This is a genomic window from Pseudarthrobacter sp. WHRI 8279 (genome assembly GCF_040224115.2).
In the GTDB taxonomy this organism is placed as follows: domain Bacteria; phylum Actinomycetota; class Actinomycetes; order Actinomycetales; family Micrococcaceae; genus Arthrobacter.
Genome location: NZ_CP168162.1, coordinates 4,137,075 through 4,161,847 on the forward strand (window position 1 = coordinate 4,137,075; position 24,773 = coordinate 4,161,847).

The 24,773-nt window shown below is 67.6% G+C and carries 20 protein-coding genes; 10 read left to right on the forward strand and 10 right to left on the reverse strand.

What is annotated here, in order from left to right:
• Complete coding sequence (locus ABRP28_RS19045; protein WP_350000740.1) at positions 1–1,059, reverse strand: iron ABC transporter substrate-binding protein; 1,059 nt, start codon at positions 1,057–1,059, stop codon at positions 1–3.
• Positions 1,060–1,220: 161 nt separating this feature from the next.
• A complete protein-coding gene (locus ABRP28_RS19050) occupies positions 1,221–2,495 on the reverse strand; it encodes a glycoside hydrolase family 76 protein (RefSeq protein WP_350000739.1) in 1,275 nt (424 codons plus the stop codon).
• Between the two features lie 134 nt (positions 2,496–2,629).
• Between ABRP28_RS19050 and ABRP28_RS19055 the strand changes: the two genes are divergently transcribed.
• Together ABRP28_RS19055 and ABRP28_RS19060 are read left to right on the forward strand one after the other, a co-directional pair.
• Positions 2,630–3,427, forward strand: a complete 798-nt coding sequence (locus ABRP28_RS19055) for an SDR family NAD(P)-dependent oxidoreductase (protein WP_350000738.1) — start codon at positions 2,630–2,632, stop codon at positions 3,425–3,427.
• Complete coding sequence (locus ABRP28_RS19060) at positions 3,424–4,644, forward strand: acyl-CoA dehydrogenase family protein (protein ID WP_374152894.1); 1,221 nt, start codon at positions 3,424–3,426, stop codon at positions 4,642–4,644. Before ABRP28_RS19055 ends, ABRP28_RS19060 begins: the two co-directional genes overlap by 4 nt.
• A 14-nt stretch (positions 4,645–4,658) precedes the next feature.
• Here the strand turns inward: ABRP28_RS19060 and ABRP28_RS19065 are convergent, their stop codons facing one another.
• Positions 4,659–5,480 (reverse strand): DUF1684 domain-containing protein, encoded by an 822-nt coding sequence (locus ABRP28_RS19065; RefSeq protein ID WP_350000735.1) that lies wholly within the window; start codon positions 5,478–5,480, stop codon positions 4,659–4,661.
• 178 nt (positions 5,481–5,658) lie between these two features.
• Here ABRP28_RS19065 and ABRP28_RS19070 point away from each other — a divergent pair, with 178 nt between their 5' ends.
• From ABRP28_RS19070 to ABRP28_RS19085, 4 genes are all read left to right on the forward strand, one after another.
• Entirely contained in the window at positions 5,659–6,348 is a 690-nt protein-coding gene (locus ABRP28_RS19070) for an NAD(P)-binding domain-containing protein (protein ID WP_350000734.1), read from the forward strand.
• Positions 6,349–6,353: 5 nt separating this feature from the next.
• A complete protein-coding gene (locus tag ABRP28_RS19075) occupies positions 6,354–6,896 on the forward strand; it encodes a hypothetical protein (RefSeq protein WP_350000732.1) in 543 nt (180 codons plus the stop codon).
• Between the two features lie 112 nt (positions 6,897–7,008).
• Positions 7,009–9,840, forward strand: a complete 2,832-nt coding sequence (ppc, locus tag ABRP28_RS19080) for a phosphoenolpyruvate carboxylase (RefSeq protein ID WP_350000731.1) — start codon at positions 7,009–7,011, stop codon at positions 9,838–9,840.
• A 113-nt stretch (positions 9,841–9,953) separates the two neighbouring features.
• The gene (locus tag ABRP28_RS19085) at positions 9,954–10,259 is read left to right on the forward strand and encodes a hypothetical protein (protein ID WP_350000729.1); all 306 of its coding nucleotides are present in this window, start codon (positions 9,954–9,956) and stop codon (positions 10,257–10,259) included.
• Positions 10,260–10,282: 23 nt separating this feature from the next.
• On the opposite strand, the gene ABRP28_RS19090 is transcribed toward ABRP28_RS19085, so the two are convergent.
• Positions 10,283–10,909 (reverse strand): VTT domain-containing protein, encoded by a 627-nt coding sequence (locus tag ABRP28_RS19090; protein ID WP_350000727.1) that lies wholly within the window; start codon positions 10,907–10,909, stop codon positions 10,283–10,285.
• A gap of 68 nt (positions 10,910–10,977) precedes the next feature.
• Positions 10,978–11,961, reverse strand: a complete 984-nt coding sequence (locus ABRP28_RS19095; RefSeq protein WP_350001569.1) for an RluA family pseudouridine synthase — start codon at positions 11,959–11,961, stop codon at positions 10,978–10,980.
• A gap of 180 nt (positions 11,962–12,141) precedes the next feature.
• Here ABRP28_RS19095 and ABRP28_RS19100 point away from each other — a divergent pair, with 180 nt between their 5' ends.
• Positions 12,142–12,771, forward strand: a complete 630-nt coding sequence (locus ABRP28_RS19100) for a helix-turn-helix domain-containing protein (protein ID WP_350000725.1) — start codon at positions 12,142–12,144, stop codon at positions 12,769–12,771.
• Positions 12,764–13,456: an SRPBCC domain-containing protein gene (locus ABRP28_RS19105; protein WP_350000721.1), complete on the forward strand. Its 693-nt coding sequence runs from the start codon at positions 12,764–12,766 to the stop codon at positions 13,454–13,456. Before ABRP28_RS19100 ends, ABRP28_RS19105 begins: the two co-directional genes overlap by 8 nt.
• 41 nt (positions 13,457–13,497) lie before the next feature.
• Here ABRP28_RS19105 and ABRP28_RS19110 read toward each other — a convergent pair whose 3' ends face one another.
• Positions 13,498–15,012, reverse strand: a complete 1,515-nt coding sequence (locus ABRP28_RS19110) for a PLP-dependent aminotransferase family protein (protein WP_374152990.1) — start codon at positions 15,010–15,012, stop codon at positions 13,498–13,500.
• A 58-nt stretch (positions 15,013–15,070) separates the two neighbouring features.
• Here ABRP28_RS19110 and ABRP28_RS19115 point away from each other — a divergent pair, with 58 nt between their 5' ends.
• Positions 15,071–15,742 carry a hypothetical protein gene (locus ABRP28_RS19115; RefSeq protein ID WP_350000719.1) on the forward strand — a complete coding sequence of 224 codons (672 nt, stop codon included), beginning with the start codon at positions 15,071–15,073 and terminating at the stop codon, positions 15,740–15,742.
• A 3-nt stretch (positions 15,743–15,745) separates the two neighbouring features.
• Here the strand turns inward: ABRP28_RS19115 and ABRP28_RS19120 are convergent, their stop codons facing one another.
• The 3 genes from ABRP28_RS19120 to ABRP28_RS19130 form a co-directional block, all read right to left on the reverse strand.
• The gene (locus ABRP28_RS19120; RefSeq protein WP_350000717.1) at positions 15,746–16,597 is read right to left on the reverse strand and encodes a DNA-formamidopyrimidine glycosylase family protein; all 852 of its coding nucleotides are present in this window, start codon (positions 16,595–16,597) and stop codon (positions 15,746–15,748) included.
• Positions 16,590–21,611, reverse strand: coding sequence for a DNA glycosylase AlkZ-like family protein (locus ABRP28_RS19125; protein WP_350001566.1), 5,022 nt, complete (start codon positions 21,609–21,611; stop codon positions 16,590–16,592). Before ABRP28_RS19125 ends, ABRP28_RS19120 begins: the two co-directional genes overlap by 8 nt.
• 136 nt (positions 21,612–21,747) lie before the next feature.
• On the reverse strand, positions 21,748–23,268 hold the full coding sequence (locus tag ABRP28_RS19130; RefSeq protein ID WP_350000715.1) for an FAD-dependent oxidoreductase: 1,521 nt from the start codon (positions 23,266–23,268) through the stop codon (positions 21,748–21,750).
• 178 nt (positions 23,269–23,446) lie between these two features.
• On the opposite strand from ABRP28_RS19130, the gene ABRP28_RS19135 reads away from it, so the two are divergent.
• Positions 23,447–23,920, forward strand: coding sequence for a DUF4383 domain-containing protein (locus ABRP28_RS19135; protein WP_231457079.1), 474 nt, complete (start codon positions 23,447–23,449; stop codon positions 23,918–23,920).
• Positions 23,921–24,017: 97 nt separating this feature from the next.
• On the opposite strand, the gene ABRP28_RS19140 is transcribed toward ABRP28_RS19135, so the two are convergent.
• Positions 24,018–24,677 carry a DUF4232 domain-containing protein gene (locus ABRP28_RS19140; protein WP_350000712.1) on the reverse strand — a complete coding sequence of 220 codons (660 nt, stop codon included), beginning with the start codon at positions 24,675–24,677 and terminating at the stop codon, positions 24,018–24,020.
• Between the last annotated feature and the right edge of the window lie 96 nt (positions 24,678–24,773).

The following is a 24,773-nucleotide window of genomic DNA, read 5'->3' on the forward strand; positions in this document are numbered from 1 at the left end:
TCAGAGGAGTCCTGCCGAGGTCATCAGTTCGGTGACCTTCTCCGAGTTCAGCTTGGCAGGATCCACGGTGGGCGCCTGCAGCTCTGCGATGGGAACGAGCTTCTCGTTCGCGGGAACGTCGGAGGCGATGGCGTACTCGAAGGAGGTGCCGTCCTTCAGGATTTCCTGGCCCTTCTTGCCGGTGACGTACTTCAGGAACTCCTGGGCAGCTTCCTGGTTCTTGGAGGTCTTCAGCACGCCGCCGCCGGAAACGGACACGAACGCACCCGGATCCTGGTTCTTGAAGTAGTACGGGGTGACGTTGTTGGAGTTCTCGCCGGTCTTGGCCTGGTCACCGTAGTAGTAGTAGTGGTAGATCAGTGCGGCATCAACTTCGCCGGCGTTGACTGCCTTCATGGCGGTGCTGTTGCCCTTGTAGGCCTTGAAGTTCTCCTTCATGCCCTTCAGCCATTCCTCCGTGGCGGCCTCGCCCTTGAGCTCCAGGAGCGCGGAGACGATCGCCTGGAAGTCAGCGCCGGACGGGGACGCAGCCCACTTGCCCTTCCACTCCGGGTTTGCCAGGTCCAGCATGGACTTGGGCAGCTGGTCTTCTGTCAGCTTGTTCTTGTCGTACACCAGGACGGTGGAGCGGGCAGCGATGCCGGCCCACTTGCCGGTGGACGGGCGGAACTCTTCGGGCACCTGTGCGATGGTGGCTTCGTCCACGTCCGCAAACAGGCCGGCGTTCTCCACCTGGGTCATGGCCGGGGAGTTCTCCGTCAGGAACACGTCAGCCGGGGACGCTTCGCCTTCCTGGATGATCTGGTTGGAAAGCTCGGTGTCCGAGCCCTGCCGCATGGTCACCTTGATGCCGGTCTCGGCAGTGAAGCCGTCAATCCATTCCTTGGTCAGGCTCTCGTGCTGGGCGTTGTACACGGTGATTTCGCCGTTGCCCGCACCGGCGGAGGCGTCGGAGGAGCCTGTGGCTGCGGGGGTGGTGCTGCCGCCGCAGGCGGTCAGTCCAAGTGCTGCGGTGGCGGCGAGTGCGATGCCGGCCAGGGCGCTGTTGCGGATCTTCATGGAGGGACTGCTTTCTGGGGAAACGTCGGGCGGACGGGGTCCTGGTGGGCCTGGGGGAAGGATGCCCACGCTTGGAACTGTAGGGTAGGCAAACCTAAGCAACAAACCAGAAACCGCTTTAAGTGACGAGAGTCACAAGAATTACAGAACTATTGCGTGCCCTAATTACCGGCGTTGCCGGGCAGGGTGGCCGCAGCCTCCAGGGCCATCCACGCCTGCAGCTGGGTGGAAAGTTCGACGACGGCCCCGGGCGGGTACGTCTCGCCCGCCGATATCGCGGCGTGCTGCGAGAAGACGATGGCGCCGTGGTGCCTGCCCGCAGCTTCGCCCGCCTGCACCGTGCGCTTCCCGGACCAGAAAGCCTCCGCCGTGCCTGCCACCAGTCCGGCGGCAGTGGCGCGTGTCTCCGCGGGGAGCCTGCCGTCGGCGGCGGCGAGGGCAAGGTAGCGGCAGAGGATTCCGGTGAACAGGCCGCCGTCGCCCGAACCTTCGCAGCGCAGCACCCGGCCCCTGACGCTGGCCGCGGCGGGGGTGGATGGTGCGCTGCCTGTATCTGCGGGAGAGAACTCCCCTGGCTCTGTGGGGAATGGAACTGTGAGCAGCCGGTCCACGGCATCCACCACCACGGCTGCCCTGGCCAGGTCCGCTTCCCCTCCCATTTCCAGGAGGGCGCCCAGCACCGGGCCCTGGTTGTAGGTGTAGACCGCCCGTTCCACCAGCACTTCCCCGGCCGGGCCAAGCCGGGCGCCGTCAAGGTACAGGCCCTGGGCCGGGTCGAAAAGGGTGGCATCCAGCCAGTCCAGCAGGGCCTTGGCCTTCTCCGGCTGGCCGGTCCGGGCAAAGTGGAGCGCTATGGGCGCCGAGGCCGGGGTGTTCTTGAAATCCCGTTTCTTGCTCCAGAAGGCACCGCCGTTCAGGTCATCCGTGCAGGCGGCCTCGAACTGCAGGGTGAGGGACCTGCGGACGCGGGCGTTGCGCCGGCGGCCGCGCCTGCGCGCATCCCCGGCGAGGGTGTCGAGCCGGTGGGTGGCCAGCGCGAGCCAGGCCATATCGTCGTAATAGTTATTGACGAACGTAAAGGCGTTGCGCAGTCGGATTCCGGCGACCAGGCGGGATGCCAGCCGTCCGGCGCTCGGGTGCCCGGGGCCGTTGAACCTGGCAGCCGGCGTGGCGCCGTTGTCCAGTTCCCGCCGTCCGGCATCAACCAGGCAGTCGATATAGTGCGCCTGCCACCAGTAGTGCCATGGGCCGGCCAGGGCTCCATTGGGGTCCTTGCGCCAGGCGGGGGAGGGCCACTGCACGGCGCCCAGATGGGTGCCCGGCAGGAAAAACAGCCTACGGCCGAAGAGGGCGGTCACCGACCGTGCGGCCTGGTTGGCCCGGTCATCCCGGCGCACAGGGTCCTGAAGGGCGGGGGCAGGGTCCGGGCGGGTCATGGATTCCACCCTAACGCGTGCCTCCAGGCCGGTCCGGAACGGCTGTTGGTGCAGGCCTTCCGTATTTCAGTTAACATTCACTAACTAATACCGGGCGGCCTCAAGCTGCTGCGGGACCGCATCAAGGAGGATGTATGGACGTCAAAGGCGCTGTTGCACTGGTGACCGGGGGAGCCTCCGGCTTGGGGGCGGCAACTGCCCGGCGGCTGTTCCACGATGGCGCTTCGGTGGTGTTGGTCGATCTCCCGTCCTCCGGCGGGGCGGCGCTGGCAGAAGAGCTCAATGCGTCCAGCGGCGCACCGGGGCGGTCCGCCGTCTTTTCCCCCGCAGACGTGACGAATGAAGCCGAAGTGCAGGCCGCCGTCGGCACCGCCGCCAGTCTGGGACCGCTGCGGATTGTGGTGAACTGCGCCGGGATCGCCACCCCCGGAAAGGTCCTGGGCCGGGACGGCGTGCTTCCCCTTGAGGCATTCAGCCGCGTCATCCAGGTGAACCTGGTCGGCACCTTCAACGTCCTGCGGCTGGCGGCGGTCGCAATGGTTGAGACGGAGCCGGCCGTCACGGAACTGGGCGGCCCGGAACGCGGCGTGATCGTCAATACCGCCTCCGTTGCCGCCTTTGAGGGGCAGATCGGCCAGCCCGCCTATGCTGCCTCCAAAGGCGCCGTGGCGGCCATGACCCTGCCAATCGCACGCGAACTGGCGCGCTCGCTGGTGCGGGTGGTCACCATCGCCCCCGGCATCTTCGAAACGCCCATGATGGCAGGACTGCCGCAGGACGCCCAGGATTCCCTGGGCGCACAGGTGCCCCATCCCTCGCGCCTGGGCAAACCGGGCGAGTACGCCGCCCTGGTGGCACACATCGTGGACAATGCCATGCTGAACGGGGAGACCATCCGCCTGGACGGGGCCATCCGGATGGGACCGAAATGACGGGGCCGGACATAATGCCGGCCAGCATGCCGGACCTGCCCTCCGCGGACTTCTTCGACTTTGAATCCCTGCTGGACCGGAAGGAACGGGACAAGCTGGCCGAGCTGCGGGAATTCCTGGCGGCGGAGATCGCCCCTTACGCGGGAGACTGGTGGAACAAGGCCGAATTCCCGGCGCACATCCTGCCCAAGCTGGCTGCCCTGGAGCTGAGCACTCCCGCTGAGCGCGGCTACAGCCACCTGTTCGCCGGCCTGGTCATCGCCGAGATGACGCGCGTGGACACCTCGATCGCCACGTTTTTCATGGTCCACCACGATCTGTTCGTTCAGTCCCTCTACGACTTCGGCAGTGAGGACCAGAAGCGGCGGCTGCTGGCCGACGCCTCCAGCCTGCGCATCACCGGTGCGTTCGCACTCACCGAACCGAATCACGGTTCGGACGTCGCCGGCGGGATGGAGACTCGGGCGCGGCGGATCTCGTCGGCCACTGGCGAGCCGGACGACGGCGGCGATGCCTGGGTGCTGAACGGGGCAAAGCGGTGGATCGGCAACGGGACGTTCTGCGACTACATGCTGGTGTGGGCCCGCGACGAGGCTGACGGGTCCGTGCGCGGGTTCATCGTGGACGCCACCCTGCCGGGAATCAGCCGGACCCGGATCGAAAACAAGATCGCACTGCGGACGGTGCAGAACGCCGACATTTCCCTGGCGGACGTGCGCGTGGCCGAAGCTGACCGGTTCGCGGACATCAGCAGCTTCGCGGACACCAGGGAGCTGCTGCGGGGTTCGCGGATCATGGTGGCATGGCAGGCCGTGGGCCAGCAGCTTGCCGCCTTCGACGTCGCCCGGCAGTACGCCGTGGAGCGGCGGCAGTTCGGCCGGCCGCTGGCCCAGTTCCAGCTCATCCAGCAGCAGCTGGTGACCATGCTGGGCAACGCCGTGGCCGGCATGGGAATGATGGCCGGACTGGCCCGGCTGCAGGATGAAGGCGCCGCGGACATGCCGCAGGTGGCACTCGCGAAGTCGTACGTGAGCGCACGGATGCGTGAGACGGTGGCCCTGGGCCGGTCCATCCTGGGCGGCAACGGCATTGTCACCGACTACCGGATGGCCAAGATCTTCTCCGACGCCGAAGCCATCTACACGTACGAAGGGTCTTTCGAGATCAACACCCTGATTGCGGGCCGGGCTGTCACGGGTATCTCAGCCATCACCTGACTCAGCCAATCAGCTCAATCAGATGCGGGCAGCTTTTCCCCCGCCTCCACCCTCACGTCCAGTGAGTTGTTCTTCACGGGCATGGGGCACGTGCCGTAGGGGGTGAAGGCGCTGGGATAGTTGATGGCCCGGTTGAAATCCAGGACCACGGAATGGTCGGGCCGGGGGCGGGGCACGGCCAGCTTCCGCCAGTCATCCGTGGTGTCCCCGTTGGTCTCGTCATGGAACGTTACGGTCAGTGCTCCGAGCTTCTCCTCTTCCGCCTGCAGCCGGAACTCGTGGCCGCTGCCGGGGACCCGGAACACCACCTCACCAACGGTCCGGTGGACGCCGTCCACCAGGGGGTTGGCGGTGGCGATGGGAACGTCCACGGGTTCTGGGTACGGCTCGAACCGGCCCGTCACTTCCCACTCCGGTTTGTATCTGTAGGTGGGGACGCCGGTGAATTCCGTGAGCACCGGCGAGGCCGAGTCCCGGGTCCGGATGGCGTAGCGCCCGGCGCGCATGGCCAGTTCCATCACCACCTGGTCCCCGACGGGGCCGCCGAACTGCACCCACATCAGGGACTCCTCGTCGGCGAGGGCCGCCGTGATTGTCCCGGCTACAGCTTCGCCTGTCTCCACCAGGGACAGCCCGTCGGCGGGCACTGCGGTGAGTGACGCCGTCGTGCCATCCGTTGACCAGAGGCCGGGCGCCAGTTCGACGGCGGCGGGAGAGTCCTCCAGCCACTGGAACGAGGTGAGGGTGAGCCAGCCGTGGCGGGCGGCGAGGGCCTGGTTGCGGTTGTCGCGGAAGCGCTGCCAGCGCTCCACCTTGGCGGCCGGGACGGTAGTCATGGTTCCTCTCGAACGTTCGCTTGCCCCGGCTACAACCGCTCCACGCCCGAGTTCATTCCGCGCTTGCCTTGTCCGGGCCGGGGAGTACCCTCGGAACCAGCAGGACAGGTTGCTTCGCGGACCCCGCACCTGCTTTCCACACTACTTTCAAGCTGTCTGCTTTCCAGAGGGGGAAGCCATGAAGATTGCGGTGCTTGGCACAGGCATGGTGGGGCGGAGCCTCGCGGGCGCGTTCAGCGCGCTGGGGCATGTCGCCGAAATCGGAACCAGGGATCCGGGCGCCACCTCCGCCAGGACCGGGCCGGACATGATGGGTGCGCCGCCGTTCAGCGAATGGCACGCGGCAAACCGCCACATCCCGCTGAAGACCTTCGCCGAGGCAGCGGGGGCCGCTGAACTGGTGGTTAATGCCACGAACGGTGCGGGAGCGCTGGAGGCACTGGGCTCAGCCGGGGCGGCAAGGCTTGCCGGCAAAGTGCTGATGGACGTTTCCAACCCCTTGGATTTCTCTCAGGGAATGCCGCCGGTGCTCAACCCCGTGAACACGGACAGCCTCGCCGAGAGGATCCAGCGGGCCTTCCCCGGAGCCCTGGTTGTAAAAACCCTCAACACGATGAACGCCGGGCTGATGGTGGACCCGCGGCGCCTCGCGGACGGCGACCATTCCGTCTTCCTGTCAGGGGATGCCCCGGACGCAAAGACGGTGGTCAAGGGTTTACTGGAGGAGTTGGGCCACCGCGATGTGATCGACCTGGGCGAAATCACCACGGCCCGCGGAGCCGAGATGCTGCTGCCGCTGTGGCTGCGCTTCTACTCCGTCCTGGGCACGCCCGATTTCAATATCAAGGTGGTCCGCGCGGTTGAATAGGTGCCGTGGACATACTTGCTGGAGTAAGCACCGAGTGGCTGAGGGCCCTGACATGGATCACGGGCGCGGCCGCCGGGCTGGCTGTCCTCCTGTGGTGGCGGCGGCTGGACCTGGCGGCGCTGGCCGCCGTCGAGGCCTTCCTGGCCGCGAGCCTGGGGGCGGGAATCTACGTCCTGAACCACCTGGGTGACGGACGATGGGGAGGTGACCAGCAGGCAAAGCTGAGCCCGCCGCCGCTCTCTGATGCCCCCATGGTGGGGAAGTTCCTGGAACCGCTGGAGGGCATGCTGGGCGGCGTGACCGATGGAATCAACGAGTTTGCGGACTTCCGCTCTGCCCTGCCGGTGGCACTGGACTTCTTTGTCTCCGCAGGCTGGGCACTGGCCTTGTCCGTGCCCGTGGCGTTGGTTGCCCTGGCGGCCGGTGCCAGGGCTGCCCGGCAACGCAAGGCAGAATTCGCCGCATACCAGGCGGACGTTGAACAGCTCCGGAACGAGCTGGAACACCTCAAGCGCCACGTAGGTTACCCGGCGCGCGACATTATCTGAGACGGATTCCCCCACGGCGCCGCACTGCGGGTAGCATCTTTAGCTAGTTACGTGGCTCACAGTATCCAGCGCAGTGTACGAGCCAAGTCCGAACCCTCGAAAGATAGTTTCCATGGCTCACACTGCAACGAATTCCGAAACCGATCTTGCCTCCGAACTGAGGGCAGACGTCCGCCGCGTGTCCACCCTGCTGGGTGAATCGCTCGTCCGCCAGCACGGTCCTGAACTCCTTGACCTGGTGGAACAGGTCCGCCTCCTCACCAAGGAATCCAAGGAGGCCGCACGCGGCGGCGCCGATGCCACCGGCCCGTGGAGCGCGCACGACGTCGTCGCCCAGGTCCGCGAACTCCTGGGCTCCCTGCCCATCGAGCAGGCCACCGACCTGGTCCGTGCCTTTGCCTTCTACTTCCACCTCGCCAACGCGGCGGAACAAGTGCACCGGGTGCGCGGCCTGCGGACCCGCGCCGAAAAAGACGGCTGGCTGGCCAAGACCGTAGCGGACATCGCGGAGCAGGCGGGCTCCGGTGTGCTGCAGGAAGTGGTCAACGGGCTGGACGTCCGTCCCATCTTCACCGCGCACCCCACCGAAGCCTCGCGCCGTTCGGTCTTGGACAAGATCCGCAAGCTCTCCGACGTGCTGGCCCAGCCCAGCGCCGAGGGCACCACCGCCCGGCGCCGCCAGGACCGGCAGCTGGCCGAAATCATCGACCAGATGTGGCAGACCGACGAACTCCGCCAGGTCCGGCCCACCCCCGTTGACGAGGCCCGCAACGCGATCTACTACCTGAGCAGCATCCTCACCGATGCGATGCCGGAGATGCTCACCGAGCTCTCGGAACTGCTCGGTGAGCACGGGGTGAGCCTTGCCTCGCAGGAAGCGCCCATCCGCTTCGGCTCCTGGATCGGCGGTGACCGGGACGGCAACCCCAACGTGACCGCGGCAGTCACCCGCGAGATCCTGCAGATCCAGAACCAGCATGCCGTCCGCATCAGCATCGGGATGATCGATGAGCTGATCTCCATCCTTTCCAACTCCACCGCGCTCGCCGGCGCGGACCAGGAGCTGCTGGACTCCATCGACGCGGACCTGAAGAAGCTCCCCGGCCTGGACAAGCGCGTCCTGGAGCTCAACGCCCAGGAGCCGTACCGGCTGAAGCTCACCTGCGTCAAAGCCAAACTGATCAACACGGGCAAGCGCGTGGCGGCGAACTCCAACCACGAGCACGGCCGCGACTACAGCGGAACCGGCGAACTCCTTGCGGACCTCGAACTCGTGGAACTCTCGCTCCGGAACCACTCGGCGTCGCTGGCTGCCGACGGGGCGCTGGCCCGGGTCCGGCGCGCCATAGCCTCGTTCGGACTCCACCTGGCCACCCTGGATATCCGCGAACACGCGGACCACCACCATGACGCCGTCGGCCAGTTGATGGACCGGCTGGGCGGGCCGGGCGTGCGGTACGCGGAACTCAGCCGCGGGCAGCGGCTTGAGGTGCTCGGTTCCGAGCTCGCTTCCCGCCGGCCGCTGTCCGGGCACCCCATCAAGCTCGACGGCGCCGCCGACGGCACGTACGACGTCTTCCGTGAGATCCGCCGCGCCCTCCGTGCGTACGGCCCGGACGTCATCGAGACCTACATCATCTCCATGACCCGCGGCGCCGACGACGTGCTTGCCGCCGCGGTCCTGGCCCGTGAGGCCGGCCTGGTGAACCTCTTCGGCGAGAAGCCCTACGCCAAGATCGGGTTCGCGCCGCTGCTGGAGACCGTGGAGGAGCTGCGGGCCTCGGCCGAAATCGTGGACCAGTTGCTGTCCGATCCGTCCTACCGCGAGCTTGTGCGCCTCCGCGGCGACGTGCAGGAAGTCATGCTGGGCTACTCGGATTCGAACAAGGAATCCGGCGTGATGACCAGCCAGTGGGAGATCCATAAAACCCAGCGGAAGCTGCGCGATATCGCCGCCAAGCACGGGGTGCGCGTACGCCTGTTCCACGGCCGTGGCGGCTCCGTGGGCCGCGGCGGCGGGCCCACCTACGACGCTATCCTGGCCCAGCCCAACGGCGTCCTGGAAGGTGAAATCAAGTTCACCGAGCAGGGCGAGGTCATCTCGGACAAGTACTCGCTGCCCGAACTTGCCCGCGAAAACCTGGAACTGTCCCTGGCTGCCGTGCTGCAGGGTTCGGCCCTGCACCGCGATCCGCGCACCTCGGCCGACCAGCGGGAACGGTACGGGCACGTCATGGAGACGATCTCCGACGCCGCTTTCGAGAGGTACCGGAAGCTCATCGATGATCCGGACCTGCCTGCCTACTTCATGGCCTCCACCCCGGTGGAGCAGCTGGGCTCGCTGAACATCGGCTCCCGCCCGTCAAAGCGCCCGGACTCCGGCGCAGGGCTCGGTGGACTGCGCGCCATCCCGTGGGTGTTCGGCTGGACGCAGTCACGCCAGATTGTGCCCGGCTGGTTCGGCGTCGGCTCCGGCCTCAAGGCTGCCCGCGAGGCAGGCAACGCCGCGCAGCTGGTGGAGATGTGGGAGAACTGGCACTTCTTCCGGTCGGTGCTGTCCAACGTGGAAATGACCCTGGCCAAGACTGACCTGGACATCGCCGGGTACTACGTCTCCACCCTGGTCCCGGAAGACCTGCACCACATCTTCCGTGCCATCCGCGAGGAATACGAGCTGACCGTAGCCGAGGTTCAGAAGCTGACCGGCGAGAACCTGCTCCTGGACGCCCAGCCCACGCTCAAGCGCTCGCTGGAAATCCGGGACCAGTACCTGGACCCCATCAGCTACCTCCAGGTGGAGCTGCTCCGCCGGGTCCGGGCCGAAGCTGCCGAAGCCGCTGAAAAAGCTGACGGCATCACCGGCGCCGAGATCGACGAACGCCTGCAGCGGGCCATGCTCATCACCGTCAACGGTGTGGCGGCGGGCCTCCGCAACACCGGCTAGCCCTGACGCTCTCTCACTCAACGCCGGTTTTTCCGGGACCCTCTCTCCCTCGTGAGAGAGGGTTTGCGGTCTTCCAGCATTAATTGAGAGAGCGTTTGGATAAGGTTGAGGGCATGCCTTCCTTCCAGACCCGACTGAAAATTACCGGGCTGCGGCCGGGCAACCCGCCCGAAGCCGTCATGGATACGGCGGTGGAAGCCCTGGGGACCCGCCACCACGTGGAGGCCCATCAGCTGCAGCTCGCCGGGGGAGTGCCGCAGCTGAACCTGCGCTTCCTCGTTGACGCCACCGAATACAGCGGGGAGAACCGGCAGGCGCGGGATTCTGCAGCCATGATGCGCGACGCCGTCGAACGTGTTGCGCTGACCGGAGCACTGGCCGTGCTGCGCCGCAGCCGCGGCCGGTGGACTCCGGTCTAGCCAGCGGGGCGTGATCCGGCGCTTCAGGCCTCCGGAGCCAGCGGGCCGGGTTCTTCCACGGGGGACGGATTGCCACGCCGGCGCGTGGCAATAACGCCGACGACGGCCCCCACCACCAGGCCGAGCAGCACCCCGATGAGGGAGCTTGCCCAGAAGGGCAGTCCGGTGGCCGAGCCCGTGAAGTAGCCCAGGCCCACCAGCCAGCACGCCCACAGCACCGCCCCGATCCCGGCGCACAGGCTGAAACCGCGGACGGCTACATTGGCGATGCCCGCCGCGGCGGAGGTAGCAAGGCGGCCGCCCGGGATGAACCTGGCGCCGATGATGGTCCCGTAGGTGGAGGACCGGCCGGCCCTGGCAATGGCGTCGTGGATCCCGCGGTGGACCTTGCGGCCCCAGGCCCAGCGGTCCAGTACGTGGCTCAACCGCCGCCGGAAGAGCTGGAAAACCACCATGTCGCCGACCCAGGACGCAACGGCGGCAAGGAATGCCACCAGGAACACGTTGGTCCGGCCGTCCGCAGACAGCGCCCCGCCGGTGATCACCACCATTTCCGAGGGGACCAGGGGGAAGATGGCGTCGCCGAGGACCACGGGGATAATCCAAAAGTAGATCGCCGCCCCCCAGCTCTCAGCGCTGCCGAAGTCCATGGCCACAAGGTACCGCAGATATAGCCGGCCCCGCAGGAGCCCCGGACCACCCAGCCAGGGGGCAAGGGTCAGGGCTGGGCCCGGAGCGCCTCGCTGAGGTCCAGCCCGCTGCGGTACTCCACCGGCTTGCCACTCATGGGATCCACGAACCGGATGCCTCGGGCCAGGAGCTGGAGGGGCCGGGTGTAGTCGTCCGGAGCCTTGTCCAGCAGGTCCGGGTAGAAAGCGTCGTTGACGATGCCCAGGCCCAGCGACGCCATGTGCACCCTCAGCTGGTGCGTCTTGCCGGTGTGCGGCTCGAGCCGGTACCGGGCCAGCCGCCGGGGACTGCCCGGTGCCGCGGCAGAGGCGCCGGCGGCACCCGAAGGAGCGCCGGCGTCGAACGTTTCCAGCCGCTCGATCCGCGTTTCCGCGTTCGGTTCGCCGTCAATGACTTCAGCGAGCAGGTAGCTGCGCGACTTGGTCATCCTGTTGCGGACCACCATGGGAAAGTCGACGGCGGGATAACCGTCCGCGGGGCGGGCGGCGGACACGCACTCGTATTCCTTCTGCACCTGGCGCTTCTCGAAGAGCACCTGGTACCTGCCGCGGGTCCGGGCATTGGTGGAGAACAGCAGGACGCCGGCCGTCATGCGGTCCAGCCGGTGCATGGGAATCAGGTCCGGAAGCTCCAACTGGTTGCGCAGCCGGACCAGCGCCGACTCCTGGATGTAGGTGCCGCCGGGGGTGGTGGGCAGGAAGTGCGGCTTGTCCACCACCAGCAGGTGTTCGTCTTGGTGGAGGATGGTGATGTCCACCGGAATCCGGGTCTCCGGCGGGAGGCTGCGGTAGTACCAGATGAACGTGTGGTCCTGGAGCGGCGTGGTGCGGTTTAGCGGTACCCCTCCCTCGCCCACAATCTCACCGGCGTCGAACCTGTCCTCGATGCCCTGCGGGTCGATGTGCCCCCAGCGGTGCATCATGTAGTCCATCGCGGTGTCCCACGGACCCTCTCCGGGAAGGCGCAGGCGCGTGGCATTGACGCCGTCGCGCACGGGGAGGGGGGAATGCATCACCGGACCATTCTACCGGCGGGCCCTGCTGGCTCCGGCGGAGCCTCCTGGTGCCCGAATTCGCCGGAACCGTGCGGGGTCGCCGGAAGCTTCCGGCGATCGCGCACCGTTCCGGCGAGCCGAGAACAAACGATAAAAAAGTTCTTGACAATTTAAATTGTCGGTAACGATACTTGAAGCATGTTGGAGATAGCGGTCATCGAGGACCCCGCAGCGGCCGAGGCGTCCCTGGATCCGATTCGGACCCGAATCCTTCGCGAACTGGTGCAGCCGGCCTCGGCAACCCAGCTCGCCGTGAGGCTGGGCCTGCCGCGGCAGAAGGTCAACTACCACCTCAAGGCCCTGGAAAAGCACGGTCTGGTGGGGCTTGTGGAGGAGCGTCGCAAGGGCAACATGACCGAACGCATCCTCCAGGCCAGTGCGTCGTCCTACCTGATCTCACCCCAGGCGCTGGCTTCGGTGTCCCCGGATCCGGGACGCTTTTCGAGCCATTTTTCGGCATTCTGGCTGTTGGCACTTGCAGGCCGGATGGTGCAGGAGATGGGAAAGCTGATCGCAGGCGCAGCCGCTGCCCGCCAGAAGCTGGCCACCTTCGCGGTGGATGGCGAGGTCACGTTCCGCACTGCGGCTGACCGCGCAGCCTTCGCCGAAGAGCTCGGCGTGGCGGTCACCCGGCTGGTGGACAAATACCACGACGGCGACGCGCCCCGCGGACGCCGGCACCGGCTGGTGGTGGCGTTGCACCCCGTTCTCAAACCGGCCAAAGAACCTACAGAAACCCCTTCAGGCAAGGAGCAGGACAATGACTGACAACCGCAACTTCGAAATCGTCTGCGACACCGAACTGCCCGGCACGCCGGAGCGTGTGTGGGAAGCCGTCACCACGGGAACCCCGGCATGGATGTTTCCCACGGACCAGTGGCCGGACGTCAAGACCGTGAACGAATACCCCACCCATCTCGTGTCCCGGATGGACGGTCCCGACGGCTGGTTCAACCAGCTGGAGCATGTGCTGGAACCGCTCGAGGGCGGCCGCGCCCGCCTGCACTATGTCCACAGCGGCATCTTTGCGGACAACTGGGACGAGCAGTACGACGGCGCCAGCCGCCACACGGAGTTCTACCTCCACACCCTGGGCCAGTATCTGGAACACTTCGACGGCAAGCCGGTGGTGTTCACGGACATCCAGGCGCCCGCGGCGTCACAGGCGCCGGACGGATTTGCGCGTCTTCGCGCAGCGTTAGGGGTGGACTCCGCCGGGCAGGGCACCCACGTTGACGTGGAGCTCGACGGCGTGGGCCGGCTTTCGGGGTACGTGGACTTCTCCAACGAGCATTTCCTGGGCCTGCGCACTTCCAACGCCATGTACCGTTTCTTTGGCCGCAACGCCTGGGGCGCCCCCGTGGGGATGACGGTGCACGATTTCAGCGGCGCAGGGGACTCGGACGCCACGGCCAAGGCCTGGAGCGGCTTCTTGGACAAGGCCTACGCGTAGGACCCCGGGACATGGCGCCGGCCTGCAACGGCTCCGGCTGCTCACGCAATGGCCACGGCAGGTGCGCTCTTGAGGGTCCGGCGGAGCTGCGGGGCGGCATCGAGCCGGTCCTGTGCTGAACGCAGGGCCAGGACGGCGGCCTCAAGCTTGTCCGGCGGCAGGGTGAAGGGCACCCGGAGATAGCGCTCGAAGGCGCCGCCCACCCCGAAACGCGGGCCTGCCGCCAGCCGGATCCCGAAATCAGGGGCAATGACGGTCAGCGCAGTGCTGATGGGAGCGGGCAGCCGGCACCACGCGGACAGGCCGCCGGAAGGGTAGGCCGCCTCCCACTCCGGCAGGTGTCCGGCAAGGAGCTCCAGGAGCGCGGCGCGGCTGTCCCGGAGGGCGGCAAGCCGTGCCGGCAGCGGCTCGTCGAGGGCCCTGACCAGGTGGGCGGCGGCCAGCTGTTCCATGAGGGGTCCGCCGAGGTCAAGGGAGGTCCGGGCCGCCGCAAACCGTTGGACCAGTTCCTCTGAAGCCCTGATCCAGCCGGTGCGGAGCCCGCCCCAATGGGACTTGCTGAGCGAGCCGATGGTCACCACTGCCGTACTGAAGGCAGCGACCGGGGAGGTCCCGCTGCCGTCGAGATTAAGCTCTCGGAGGGTCTCATCCACCACCAAGACGGTTCCGGCAGCCGCAGCCGCCCGGACCAGTTGGCGGCGCTGAAGGTCCGGCATCAGTTGGCCGGTGGGATTGTGGAAGTCGGGCACCACGTAGGCCAGCCTGGGCCGCTGCTGCAGGGCAGCCTGCAGTGCGGCCATGTCCCACGCCGGCGCCGCCCCGGCGCCGTGGCTGCCGCCCCGGGCATCTGCAGAGAACGCCACCGGGACCGGCCGGCAGCCGGCAGCCCGGATGGCGTCCAGTGCGTTGGGGTAGCTGGGGTGTTCCACCAGCACCCGGTCCTGCCTGCCGGCCAGGGTGCGCAGGATGATGTTCAGGGCGTGCTGCGCCCCCGACGTCACAAGGATCTGGCTGGCCGTAGTGGGCGCTCCGGCCGCCGTGTAGCGCGCCGCGACGGCCTCGCGCAGCGGAAGCAGGCCTATGGCGTCATAGCCAAACCCGGGAAGCAAGGCCGGAAGCTCCGTGAGGGCAGCCGCGAATGCGCGGTGCACCACCTCCCCGCTGGCGGGAAGGGAGGCATAGGCGAGGTCGATCAGTCCCTCCGGCGCAGCCAGCCCGGGGGCGGTCAGCGCGGGATCGTTCCGTGCTGGGCCCGTAAAGAGCGTGGTCCCTGCCGGGGTGGTGCGGGGGATACGTGTCCGGCTCCTGCTGCCCTGGCTGCCGGTCAGGAAACCCTGCTCGCGGAGCAGCCCATAGGCGGCAGTAACCATGGTCCGGCTGACGCCCAGGGCTTCGGAGAGGGCGCGCTCGCTAGGCAGTGCCGTGTCCAGCGCGACGCGGCCGTCCAGAACCAGCAGGCGCACGACGTCGGCCAGCTCGCGGTAGCCGGGCGTTGCGCCCACGTTCCACTCGCCCAGGAGGCGCGAGAGGCCGGCGGCAGTCAGGGAGGACATCAGGCCAGTATCCCAGACTGGCTATATAATTTCATGCCAGTTTTCTGCGAGAGTCTTTTTTATGTTGACCCGCAGACTCCTCCAGCTTTTTGTCGGCCTTGCCATGTACGGCGTCTCCCTGGCCATGTTCATCCGTGCCGGGCTTGGCTTGGACCCGTGGGACGTCTTCCACCAGGGTGTGGCCGGCAGGACAGGGCTCAGCATTGGCGCGGTGGTCATCATTGTGAGTTTCCTGGTGCTGCTGCTCTGGATTCCGCTGCGGCAGTGGCCCGGGTTCGGCACTTTGTGCAACGCCGTCCTGGTCGGCGTGTTCGCGGACATCGGCCTCGCCCTCATTCCGGACGTGTCCCACCTGGGCGGGCAGATCGGCCTGCTCGGAGGCGCCGTGGTGCTGAACGGCATTGCTTCAGCCTGCTACATCGGTGCCCGGTTTGGTCCCGGCGCCCGTGACGGCCTGATGACGGGCCTGGCCCGGCGCACCGGCTGGTCCGTCAGGTGGTCCCGCACGCTAATCGAAGTTGTGGTCCTGGCCGTCGGCTGGTTCCTTGGCGGCTCGGTGGGCGTGGGCACTGTTCTCTACGCCCTCGCGATCGGGCCTGTGGTCCAGCTGCTGCTCCCCGTCTTTATGGTGCCGGCCCCTAAGGTGCCCGCGTCAGCCGCCGTGGACAAAGCCTCGGATGAGGCCAGCAGTGCCGCGACTCCTGCGCTTGCGCCCCTGGCCGGCAACAGCTGAAAATTACGCCGGGTGCGGGTCATCCGGGGCCAACAACGGCTGGCACTGGGGGCAGAAGTAGATATCCCGCTCCTCGTCACCGTTCAGCTTGCCCAGCACGCCGTGCCGGATGGGCGTTCCGCACTTCAGGCACGGCTGGTGTTCCCGGCGGTAGACCCAGTAGCCCGGCCGTCCCGCCATCCGGCCGACGGGCAGGCCGCGGGCGTTAAGGATGGTGACCCGGCGGCCGGGGCCCAGGTTGACCTCAAGGAGCTGCTTGGCGTCGGTCATCATGGTCCGCACGTCCTGGACCGCGGAGACGGGCGAAGCCGGGTGCACGCCGGACAGGAAACACGTTTCGCAGCGGTAGATATTGCCGATCCCGGCCAGGTTCCGCTGGTCCAGCAGCGCCACTCCCACAGGGACATCCGGAGCGGACCGGACCCGCCGCTCTGCCTCGTCCAGGTCCCAGTCCGGTCCCAGCAGGTCAGGACCCAGGAAGCCCACAATGGAGTCCTCGCTGGCCGTGGCCACGACTTCAACAAGGCCCAAGGAAAATCCGACGGCGTCCGCAGCCGCGGTGCGCAGCACGCACCGCGCGGTGTAGCCGGGCTTCCGCCACCGTCCGCCGGGCGGGTACACCTGCCAGGTTCCCTCCATTTTCAGGTGGGAATGGATGGTGAGCTTTTTGTCGTCCGGCCCCACCACGCGCATCAGCAGGTGCTTGCCGCGGGGCACCACCTCAGCCACGGTCCAGCCGGCAAGGTTGAGGGTCGCGAAGCGGGGCACGCGGAAATCGGAGGCAAGGAGTTTTTGTCCTGCCAGGGCCTGGTGCAGCTGGTTGGCTGCCCGCCAGACGGAATCACCCTCAGGCACGGATCCTCAGTCCTTTCGGGGTGGAGTAGGCGCCGGCCGAGCTCAGCGCGGAAGCAATGGGGGTGTCCAGGATGCCGTGGCCATTAACCTTCTCCATGATCAGTTTGTCCACGGCTCCCCGGGTCACCACGCCCACCAGGGCAGCGCCGGCGGCCGCCAGGACGGCTTCATCGTCGCTGAAGGCCAGCAGTGTTTTGCCGCCCCGTTCCACATAGAGGACCAGCGCCCCGTCCACCAGCACCACCAGGGCACCAGCCTTCCGCCCGGGACGGTGCCCCGTTCCGGCGTCGTCATGGAGTGCAGGCCAGGGGAGGGCCGCACCGTACGGGTTGGCAGGGTCCGTGGCGGCCAGCGCGAGGGCAACGGGTTCGGGCCTGGCGAGCTGCGTGTCCTCGGAATAGGAGCGCAGCCGGTCAACAGTGGCCGGGACGGCGAACTGGGCCGCGCCCAGGTGCTCGATGAAGTAGCCCCGCCGGCAGCGACCGGCCTCCTCCAGCCTGGCGAGGACCTTGTACATCAGGCCAAAGCCGCCCAGGATCTGTTCCGCCATCACCGAACCCCTGGTGACCACACCGTAGCGGTCCAGCAGGAGTTCAGCCGTGGCCCGGGCATGGATGGTGGGGTCCAGTTCCGGCTGCGGCAGGGCAGACCAGCGGCCTGCGGCCATCGGGGGAGTTGCCGCGCCGCCGGCGGACGCGCTGTAGCGGCCGCCCGCCAGGCCCGGCGAACCCAGCAGCCCGCTCCCGTGGGACCGGCCCAGCCTGCTGAGCCGGGGCGCCCGGGCCCGGGGTGCGCGGGCCACCTGCCGGTGCGCGGTGTGGCCGCCGGCGATCAGCGCCCGGACCGGGGCGAAGGTATCCCCGGTGATCCGGCCCGCCCAGGCGAGGTCCCAGAGCGCGGTCACCACTTCCTGGTCGCTGAGGACGGAGTCCATGCCGCCGGCAACGTCCGTCAGTTGCCGGAAGAAGTAGCCGCCGCCGTTGGTGCGCAGGTGCTCCAGGAGGCGCTGCTGCGCGTCCCCGGGTTCGTATTCGATGGCAGGGTTCAGCGTCAGTTCGGCGGAGTCGGCGAGGTGGAGGCTGATCCAGCCGTCATTTCCCGGCAGGGCTCCGGCGCCGGACCACAGGACCTCCCCGGCCGCCATCAGCTCATCGAGCATGGCGGGCTGGTAGTTGGAGACCCTGCCGGCGAGGACCAGCGGCTCCCAGGCCGACGCCGGAATGGGGATCCCGGACAGCTGGTCGATGGCGGTGATGATGCCGTCCAGCCCCCGCAGCGACGGCTGGCCGCGTCCTCCGCCGGGCGTCCGGACGTGCTGCCAGGCGGGCAGGAAGCGCCCGTAGGCTGCCGCGTCCACCGGCTCCACTTCCGCGCGGAGGGCTGCCAGCGAACGACGGCGAAGCTTCCGCAGGACCTCAGCGTCGCACCATTCGCTGGTTACCGGGTGCTGGGAAAGGCTGGACGTGGGTGGATCACTTGCCGGCTGGCCCTCTTCCGGTCCATTGTCACGACCGGTGGCGTCACCCGGGGTTTCGCCCGTGGCTTCCGGGGCGTTTTCCGGCGGCCCCGCATGCGGCCGGAATTCGCCCTCCACGACGCGCCCGTCTGCCGCCAGGCGTTTCAGGGCGGTGCCTACCACTGCCACGCCCAGGCCGAGCCGCGCTGCTGCCTCGGCCGCGGTAAAGGGTCCGTGCGTACGGGCGTACCGCGAAACAAGATCACTGAGGGGATCGGCGACAGGCTCGATGAACGCGAGCGGGACACCCATGGGCAGCGGAACGCCGATCGCATCCCGAAGCCGCGCGGCATCCTCAACAGCGGCAAACCGTTCCACCCCGCCGATGTTCACCTTGATGGCCCGGTTGGCGCGCTGGAGCGCCACCAGGTGGGTGGTTGCCTCCGCCGGCGGGGCGTGGCCGGCGTCCACCGGGGTTTCAATGTGACCGGTGTCCTCAGAGCCACTGGCGTGCGCAGCGCCAACGGCGGGGATGCCGGCTGGTTGATCGAGTGCGGCGGGTTCCAGCCTGGCCGCTACTTCCTCGGGCGCCAGGGGGCCAAGAAGCCGCAGCAGGTCCGCCACCCCTTCCATGCCCCGCACACGCCGGTCCGGTGCCAGCCGCTGCAGTTCGCGTTCGGTGGCGTCGATAACCTTGGCGTCCAGCAGTTCCCGCAGCTCAACGCGCCCCAGCAGTTCGTTGAGGAGCGTGGAGTCCAGGGCCAGGGCGGCGGCACGGCGCTCTGCGAGCGGGGAGTCGCCCTCGTAGAGGAACTGGGCCACGTACCCGAACAGCAGGGACTTGGCGAACGGGGACGGCTGGGACGTGGTGGTCTGGACAATCCTCAGTTCACGGCGCTCCACGGAGGCCGCGATGTCCTTCAACGCCGGGAGGTCGTAGACGTCCTGCAGGCATTCCCGGACAGTTTCCAGCACGATGGGAAAGGTTGGATACTTCCGGGCGACATCAAGCAGCTGGGCGGACCGCTGCCGCTGCTGCCACAGCGGCTGCCGCTTGCCGGGGGTCTGGCGGGGCAGCAGCAGAGCCCGGGCGGCACACTCCCGGAACCGCGAGGCGAAGAGCGCGCTGCCGCCCACCTCGGCGGTGACGATCTGTTCCAGCTCCTCGGGATCGAAGAGGAACAGCTCCGCTCCGGGCGGCTCGTCCTCCATCATGGGAACGCGCAACACAATGCCGTCGTCCGCAGCCATCGCCGATCCGTCCAGGCCGTACCTCTGGTGCAGGCGCTGCCCGACGGCGAGTGCCCAGGGCGCGTGCACCGGCATCCCGAAGGGGCTGTGCAGGATCACGCGCCAGTCGCCCAGTTCGTCATGGAACCGCTCCACTACCAGCGTGGTGTCGCTGGGTACCACCTCGGTGGCCAGCTTTTGCTCGGTGAGGTACTGGATCAGGTTGTTCGCGGCGAACTCGTCCAGGCCGCTGGCTTTGCAGCGCTCGGTGGCCGGGCCGGCGTCGGACGCTGACAGTTCGCGCACGAACGCGCCCAGGGCCCGGCCCAGGTCCACGGGCCGGCCGAGCGAATCGCCCTTCCAGAAAGGCAGCTTGCCAGGCTGGCCGAAGGCGGGCGAGACCAGCACGCGGTCATGGGTGATGTCCTCGATCTTCCAGCTGGTGGCGCCCAGCGCAAAGACGTCCCCCACCCGGGATTCGTAGACCATCTCCTCGTCCAGCTCGCCGACCCGCCGGCCACCCTTGGGGGCAGGTGCTGGTTTGCCGTCTGTGGAGGGGGAGGCTGATCCTTCCACCTCCGTGCCGATGATGTACACGCCAAAAAGGCCGCGGTCCGGGATGGTTCCGCCGGAGGTCACCGCCAGGCGCTGCGCACCGGGCCGGCCTTCGATGGTGCCCGCGTTGCGGTCCCAGATGATCCGGGGGCGGAGTTCGGCGAATTCGTCGGACGGGTAGCGTCCGGCCAGCAGGTCAAGGGTTGCTTCGAATGCTGAGCGGGGGAGGGACGCGAAGGGCGCCGAGCGGCGCACGGTGGCGAACCATTCCTCGACGTCGATGCTGCCCAGCGCGGTGGCGGCCACGGTCTGCTGCGCCAGGATGTCCAGGGGGTTGGCCGGGATGCTGAGGCGTTCGATCTTTCCGCCGAGCATCCGTTCCACGGTGATGGCGGTGTGGACGAGGTCTGCGCGGTGCTTTGGGAAGAGGACACCCTGGGAGACTTCGCCCACCTGGTGCCCTGCCCGGCCCACCCGCTGCAGGCCGCTGGCCACGGAGGGCGGCGATTCCACCTGTACCACCAGGTCCACGGCGCCCATGTCGATGCCGAGCTCCAGGGAGGACGTGGCCACCACGCACCGCAGCCTGCCGGATTTAAGGTCGTCCTCGATGAGTGCCCGCTGGTCCTTGGAAACGGAGCCGTGGTGCGCGCGGGCCAATACAGGGTCCGCTCCCGCAGAGCTTCCGGCCTGCGCCATCATGTGCGCCGGCGTGGCCGTGGAGGCGGGAACGCCGGGCACCGCCGCCAGCTGGTCCGGGTCATCCCAGCCGCCGCCTGCCGCGACCAGCTGCCGCTCCGCGTAGATCTCGTTGAGCCTGGCGGTCAGCCGTTCGGAGAGCCGCCGGGAGTTGGCGAACACGATGGTTGACTGGTTGGCCAGCACCAGGTCCACGATCTTCTCTTCCACATGCGGCCAGATCGATGCCTGCGGCTGCAGCCCGGAAGCGGGGCCGGAGTCGAAAGCCCCTGCGGCGCCCTGGAGATCGGACATGTCCTCCACCGGGACGGAGACGGTGAGGTCCCAGTTCTTCTTGGCAGGAGGGGCGACGATCTCCACAGGCGCCGAACCGGCGAGGAACTGCGCCACCAGCTCCTTGGGTTCCACAGTGGCGGACAGTCCGATCCGCTGGGCAGGTTTGTGGAGCAGCGCATCCAGCCGCTCGAGTGAGACTGCCAGATGGGCGCCGCGTTTGGTCCCGGCCACGGCGTGGACCTCATCAATGATGATGGTGTCCACTTCGGTCAGCGTTTCCCGCGCCTTGGACGTGAGCATCAGGAAGAGTGATTCCGGGGTGGTGATGAGGATATCCGGCGGGGTGCTCAGCAGTGAGCGGCGGTCCGCCGTGGTGGTGTCCCCGGAGCGCACTCCCACGGTGGTCAGCGGTGCCGGCAGCCCAAGGCGCTTGGCGGTCTGGGTGATGCCGATCAGCGGGGAGCGGAGGTTCCGTTCAACGTCCACGCCCAAAGCTTTCAGGGGTGAAATGTACAGGACCCGGGTTTTGCGCTTGGGCGCGCGGGAGCGTTTGCCTCTCGCGGCGACCTTTCCCGCAACTCCGGCCTCAACCGGTGCTTCCGCTGCTTCCGTGGAGGAGGCCAGCAGCCGGTCCAGCGCCCAGAGGAAGGCGGCCAGGGTCTTTCCGGAGCCGGTTGGCGCCACCACAAGGGCGTGTGAGCCCGAGGAAATGGCACGCCAGGCACCCTCCTGCGCGGGCGTTGGTTCTGAAAAGGCACCGAGGAACCAGTCGCGCGTGGGCCTGCTGAACTGGGCCATGGGTGCAGCCCCGGTGTCCTTTCCGCCGGTGCCGCTTTCAGTTGCGGTGCCACTTTCAGTTGTAGAGGGCCGTTCCTCGATCATGCCTCCATCATGCCCCAAGGCACCGACACTGATGCCGGACGCCTGCCAGGGCTCACGCCTTGCCCGCGGACGGAAGGTCCTTGGTGGCGGGCCCCTCCAGGAGTTTGCCGTCGCTGCTGAAACGGGAGCCGTGCAGCGGGCAGTCCCAGGTCAGTTCACTGTCGTTCCAGTGGAGGATGCCGCCCAGATGCGTGCAGACGGCGGAGAGCCTGCAGGTGGTGCCGTCGACGGTGGAGACGGCCACCGGTTTGGGTCCTTCGCTGTACACCTTGCCCTCGCCTTCGGCCGGAACCGCAGGGGAGGGCGCATGCTCCTTCTTGTCCTTGCGCAGGCCTTCTGCGGCCACCTGCCCCCAGCCGGAAGCGAGCTTGGCTGCCACGCCGGCGTTAAGGGCGACGGCGGACAGGGCGCCGGAGGGCGAGGTGACCCTGTGGTGGATGGTGTCCGCCCAAGGCACGTTTCCGCCGAGGATGTCGGCAGAGATTCCGACGGCGGCCGCCACCGCGTTGGTCATCCCCCACTTGCTGTAGCCGGTGCCGAAGTGGATGTGGCCCCTGCCCCGCGGGAACCTGCCGAAAAAGGGCATGAGGTTGGTGGGCATGTAGTCCTGGGCTGACCACGTGTGGGTGGCAACGGCGCCGGGGTAGTGCTGTACCGCCCAGTCCAGGAGGCTGCCAAGGTGGTGTTTTTCGGACCTGGCCCGGCCCACGTGGTGCCCGTGGCCACCCACCAGGAGCAGGCGCCGGCCGTCCTCTTCATAGTCCCTCAGGGAATGGGTGGGCTGCTCCACGGAAATGTACATGCCCCTGGGAGGAGCCTGGTCCTCCTGCAACTGCAGGGCTGCCGCGTAGGAGCGGCTGGGCTTGAGCTTGGCGAAGTACAGCCCCCGGTCCAGCACGGGAATGCCGGTGGCGAGCACCACCTCGTTGGCTGTGACGGTGCCGTGGTCGGTGTGCACGGTCGCCGGCCCGCTGCCGGTGACGTCCTGCAGCCGCACGCCGCCCACCACGGATCCTCCCCGGCCCCGGATATCGGACACCAGCGTCTCCAGCACCCTCACAGGGTGGATCTGTGCCTGGTCCGCCAGACGTACGGCACCGTGGACGGGAAACGGCAGGCCGGCGTCGCGCACGTATTCCAGGTCCAGCCCGGCGGTGGTGCCGGCACTGACTTCCTCGCGGAGCTTTTCCGTCCCCTGGGCGGAGGCTGCATAGGTATAGGCGTCCCTGCGCTGGTACGGCACGCCGTGTTCGTCGAGGTAGCGCAGGAGCCAGGCCTGGCCCTCCCGGTTGGCATCCACGTATGCCTGCACCTGGCTCTGGGAATACTGGCGGGCGAGCTGTGACAGGAATATCCCCTGGAGCAGGCTGACCTTGGCGGTGGTGTTTCCGGTGGTTACGGCACCGGGGTACCTGGCCTCCAGGACAAGCACGTTCTGCCCGGAGCGTGCCAGCAAAAGTGCGGTCACCAGGCCGGTGAGTCCCGCACCGGCCACCACGGTGTCGTAGGTGCCTCCCGGCTCGAACGGATCAGTTGTGAACGGTTCCCTGCGATCCAGCCAAATAGACGTCATCCCTGCTCAGCCTGCCTTCGCTCCAGGGCCAACGGCCCAGTTTGTGATGGGTCTGTTATGAACCCCAGCCCAGGTACAGCGCATTTGCTAAGTATACTTACGATGTCGGGGATTAAGTCTATGGTCAGGTGGCAGCCCGGCAGCCAGTGAACATAAACGACAAACATCAGGAGAAGTCATGACAAGCATGAGTTCCGACGGCCGCACACTAGGCCGGACCACCATCCAAACAGCAGCCCTTGCAGTGGGAGCTGTCTTCCTTCTTGTGGGCGTCCTCGGGTTCATTCCCGGTATCACCACCAACTACGAGACCCTGGGTTTCGCCGGCCATGAGTCCGAGGCGCTCCTGCTGGGCATTTTCCAGGTGTCGATCCTCCACAACATCGTCCACCTGCTGTTCGGTGTCGCCGGTATCGCCATGGCGCGCAGCGCAGCCCAGTCCCGGAACTACCTCATTGGAGGCGGCGCCGTCTACCTTGTCCTGTGGATCTACGGCCTGCTGATCGGCAAGGACACCGCGGCAAACTTCGTGCCGGTAAACACGGCGGATGACTGGCTGCACTTTGTCCTTGGTGTCGCCATGATCGGGCTGGGCGTTGCCCTGTCCCGCGGCACTGCCCGTACCGGCCGGACCACCACGGCCACCAGGTAACCCAGGCCCCAAACGGGTCCCACAAAAGAAAACTGCAGGCGGTCCGGCATTTGCCGGGCCGCCTGCAGTGTCTATGGTCGAGTCCTCCGCGAGGGAACTAGGCCGGCTGGAACGGACTGATTGTCAGCAGCGTAATCGCGCCGTTGCTGCAGGCCCTGGTGGGCTGGGGCAGGAACAGGGAATCCGTGTCCTCCGGCGGATAGATGCGGTAGCCGGCCGCATCCACCATGGCGCAGTCGGAGTAGTTGCCGGCCTGGGTGTAGCGCAGCACGGCCGTGCCGGTTTGCCCGGGGGCAAGGAGGACGTCCGACACCGCCGTAGATTCGTCACGGACCGCGGGCGCGCCAATGGGAGCCCCGGCAGCATCAGCAGTCAGGGACACCCCGGCATACCCGCGGAGGATGCACGGCCCGGAGCCGGTGTTGGTGAGGTTGAGCTTCATGTAGACGCTGCCGGCTGCTCCGCCTCCTGAAGCGTCGGTGGCCGCCGTGAGCCCTGACGCCTTGCAGAGGGCCGGATCTCCCGGTACGGGAGCTGCGGAAGACGGGGACGTACCGGTGGACGACGGCGTGGCAGACGGTGTTGGCGCCGCGGACGGGGTGCCCGTGCCGGCTGGGCTGCTGGCCGAACCGGTGCCTGTGTTTGCCGCGGTGGGCTGCGCTTCTGGCTGGCCCGGCCCGCAAGCACTGAGCATCAGTGCCGCCGCCGCGGCCGCCGTGGACATGACCAACCCCTGGAAAATTCGCTGAGACCTCATGGCACCACCTTCGCGGCAGCGGGTGTCCGCGTCAACGCCGCAACGGGCCGCCACGGCATTTTGATGCCCGGATCGTGATGATCCGGGCATCAAAAG

Excerpts from the sequence above, each read along its gene's own strand:
- ABRP28_RS19125 (WP_350001566.1), bottom strand. The coding sequence starts at position 21,611 with ATGGCCCAGTTCAGCAGGCCCACGCGCGACTGGTTCCTCGGTGCCTTT.
- ABRP28_RS19055 (WP_350000738.1), top strand. The coding sequence starts at position 2,630 with ATGGACGTCAAAGGCGCTGTTGCACTGGTGACCGGGGGAGCCTCCGGC.
- ABRP28_RS19045 (WP_350000740.1), bottom strand. The coding sequence starts at position 1,059 with ATGAAGATCCGCAACAGCGCCCTGGCCGGCATCGCACTCGCCGCCACC.
- ABRP28_RS19085 (WP_350000729.1), top strand. The coding sequence starts at position 9,954 with ATGCCTTCCTTCCAGACCCGACTGAAAATTACCGGGCTGCGGCCGGGC.
- ABRP28_RS19140 (WP_350000712.1), bottom strand. The coding sequence starts at position 24,677 with ATGAGGTCTCAGCGAATTTTCCAGGGGTTGGTCATGTCCACGGCGGCC.
- ABRP28_RS19065 (WP_350000735.1), bottom strand. The coding sequence starts at position 5,480 with ATGACTACCGTCCCGGCCGCCAAGGTGGAGCGCTGGCAGCGCTTCCGC.
- ABRP28_RS19095 (WP_350001569.1), bottom strand. The coding sequence starts at position 11,961 with ATGCATTCCCCCCTCCCCGTGCGCGACGGCGTCAATGCCACGCGCCTG.
- ABRP28_RS19115 (WP_350000719.1), top strand. The coding sequence starts at position 15,071 with ATGTTGACCCGCAGACTCCTCCAGCTTTTTGTCGGCCTTGCCATGTAC.
- ABRP28_RS19105 (WP_350000721.1), top strand. The coding sequence starts at position 12,764 with ATGACTGACAACCGCAACTTCGAAATCGTCTGCGACACCGAACTGCCC.
- ABRP28_RS19050 (WP_350000739.1), bottom strand. The coding sequence starts at position 2,495 with ATGACCCGCCCGGACCCTGCCCCCGCCCTTCAGGACCCTGTGCGCCGG.
- ABRP28_RS19130 (WP_350000715.1), bottom strand. The coding sequence starts at position 23,268 with ATGACGTCTATTTGGCTGGATCGCAGGGAACCGTTCACAACTGATCCG.
- ppc (WP_350000731.1), top strand. The coding sequence starts at position 7,009 with ATGGCTCACACTGCAACGAATTCCGAAACCGATCTTGCCTCCGAACTG.
- ABRP28_RS19070 (WP_350000734.1), top strand. The coding sequence starts at position 5,659 with ATGAAGATTGCGGTGCTTGGCACAGGCATGGTGGGGCGGAGCCTCGCG.
- ABRP28_RS19060 (WP_374152894.1), top strand. The coding sequence starts at position 3,424 with ATGACGGGGCCGGACATAATGCCGGCCAGCATGCCGGACCTGCCCTCC.
- ABRP28_RS19090 (WP_350000727.1), bottom strand. The coding sequence starts at position 10,909 with ATGGACTTCGGCAGCGCTGAGAGCTGGGGGGCGGCGATCTACTTTTGG.
- ABRP28_RS19100 (WP_350000725.1), top strand. The coding sequence starts at position 12,142 with ATGTTGGAGATAGCGGTCATCGAGGACCCCGCAGCGGCCGAGGCGTCC.
- ABRP28_RS19135 (WP_231457079.1), top strand. The coding sequence starts at position 23,447 with ATGACAAGCATGAGTTCCGACGGCCGCACACTAGGCCGGACCACCATC.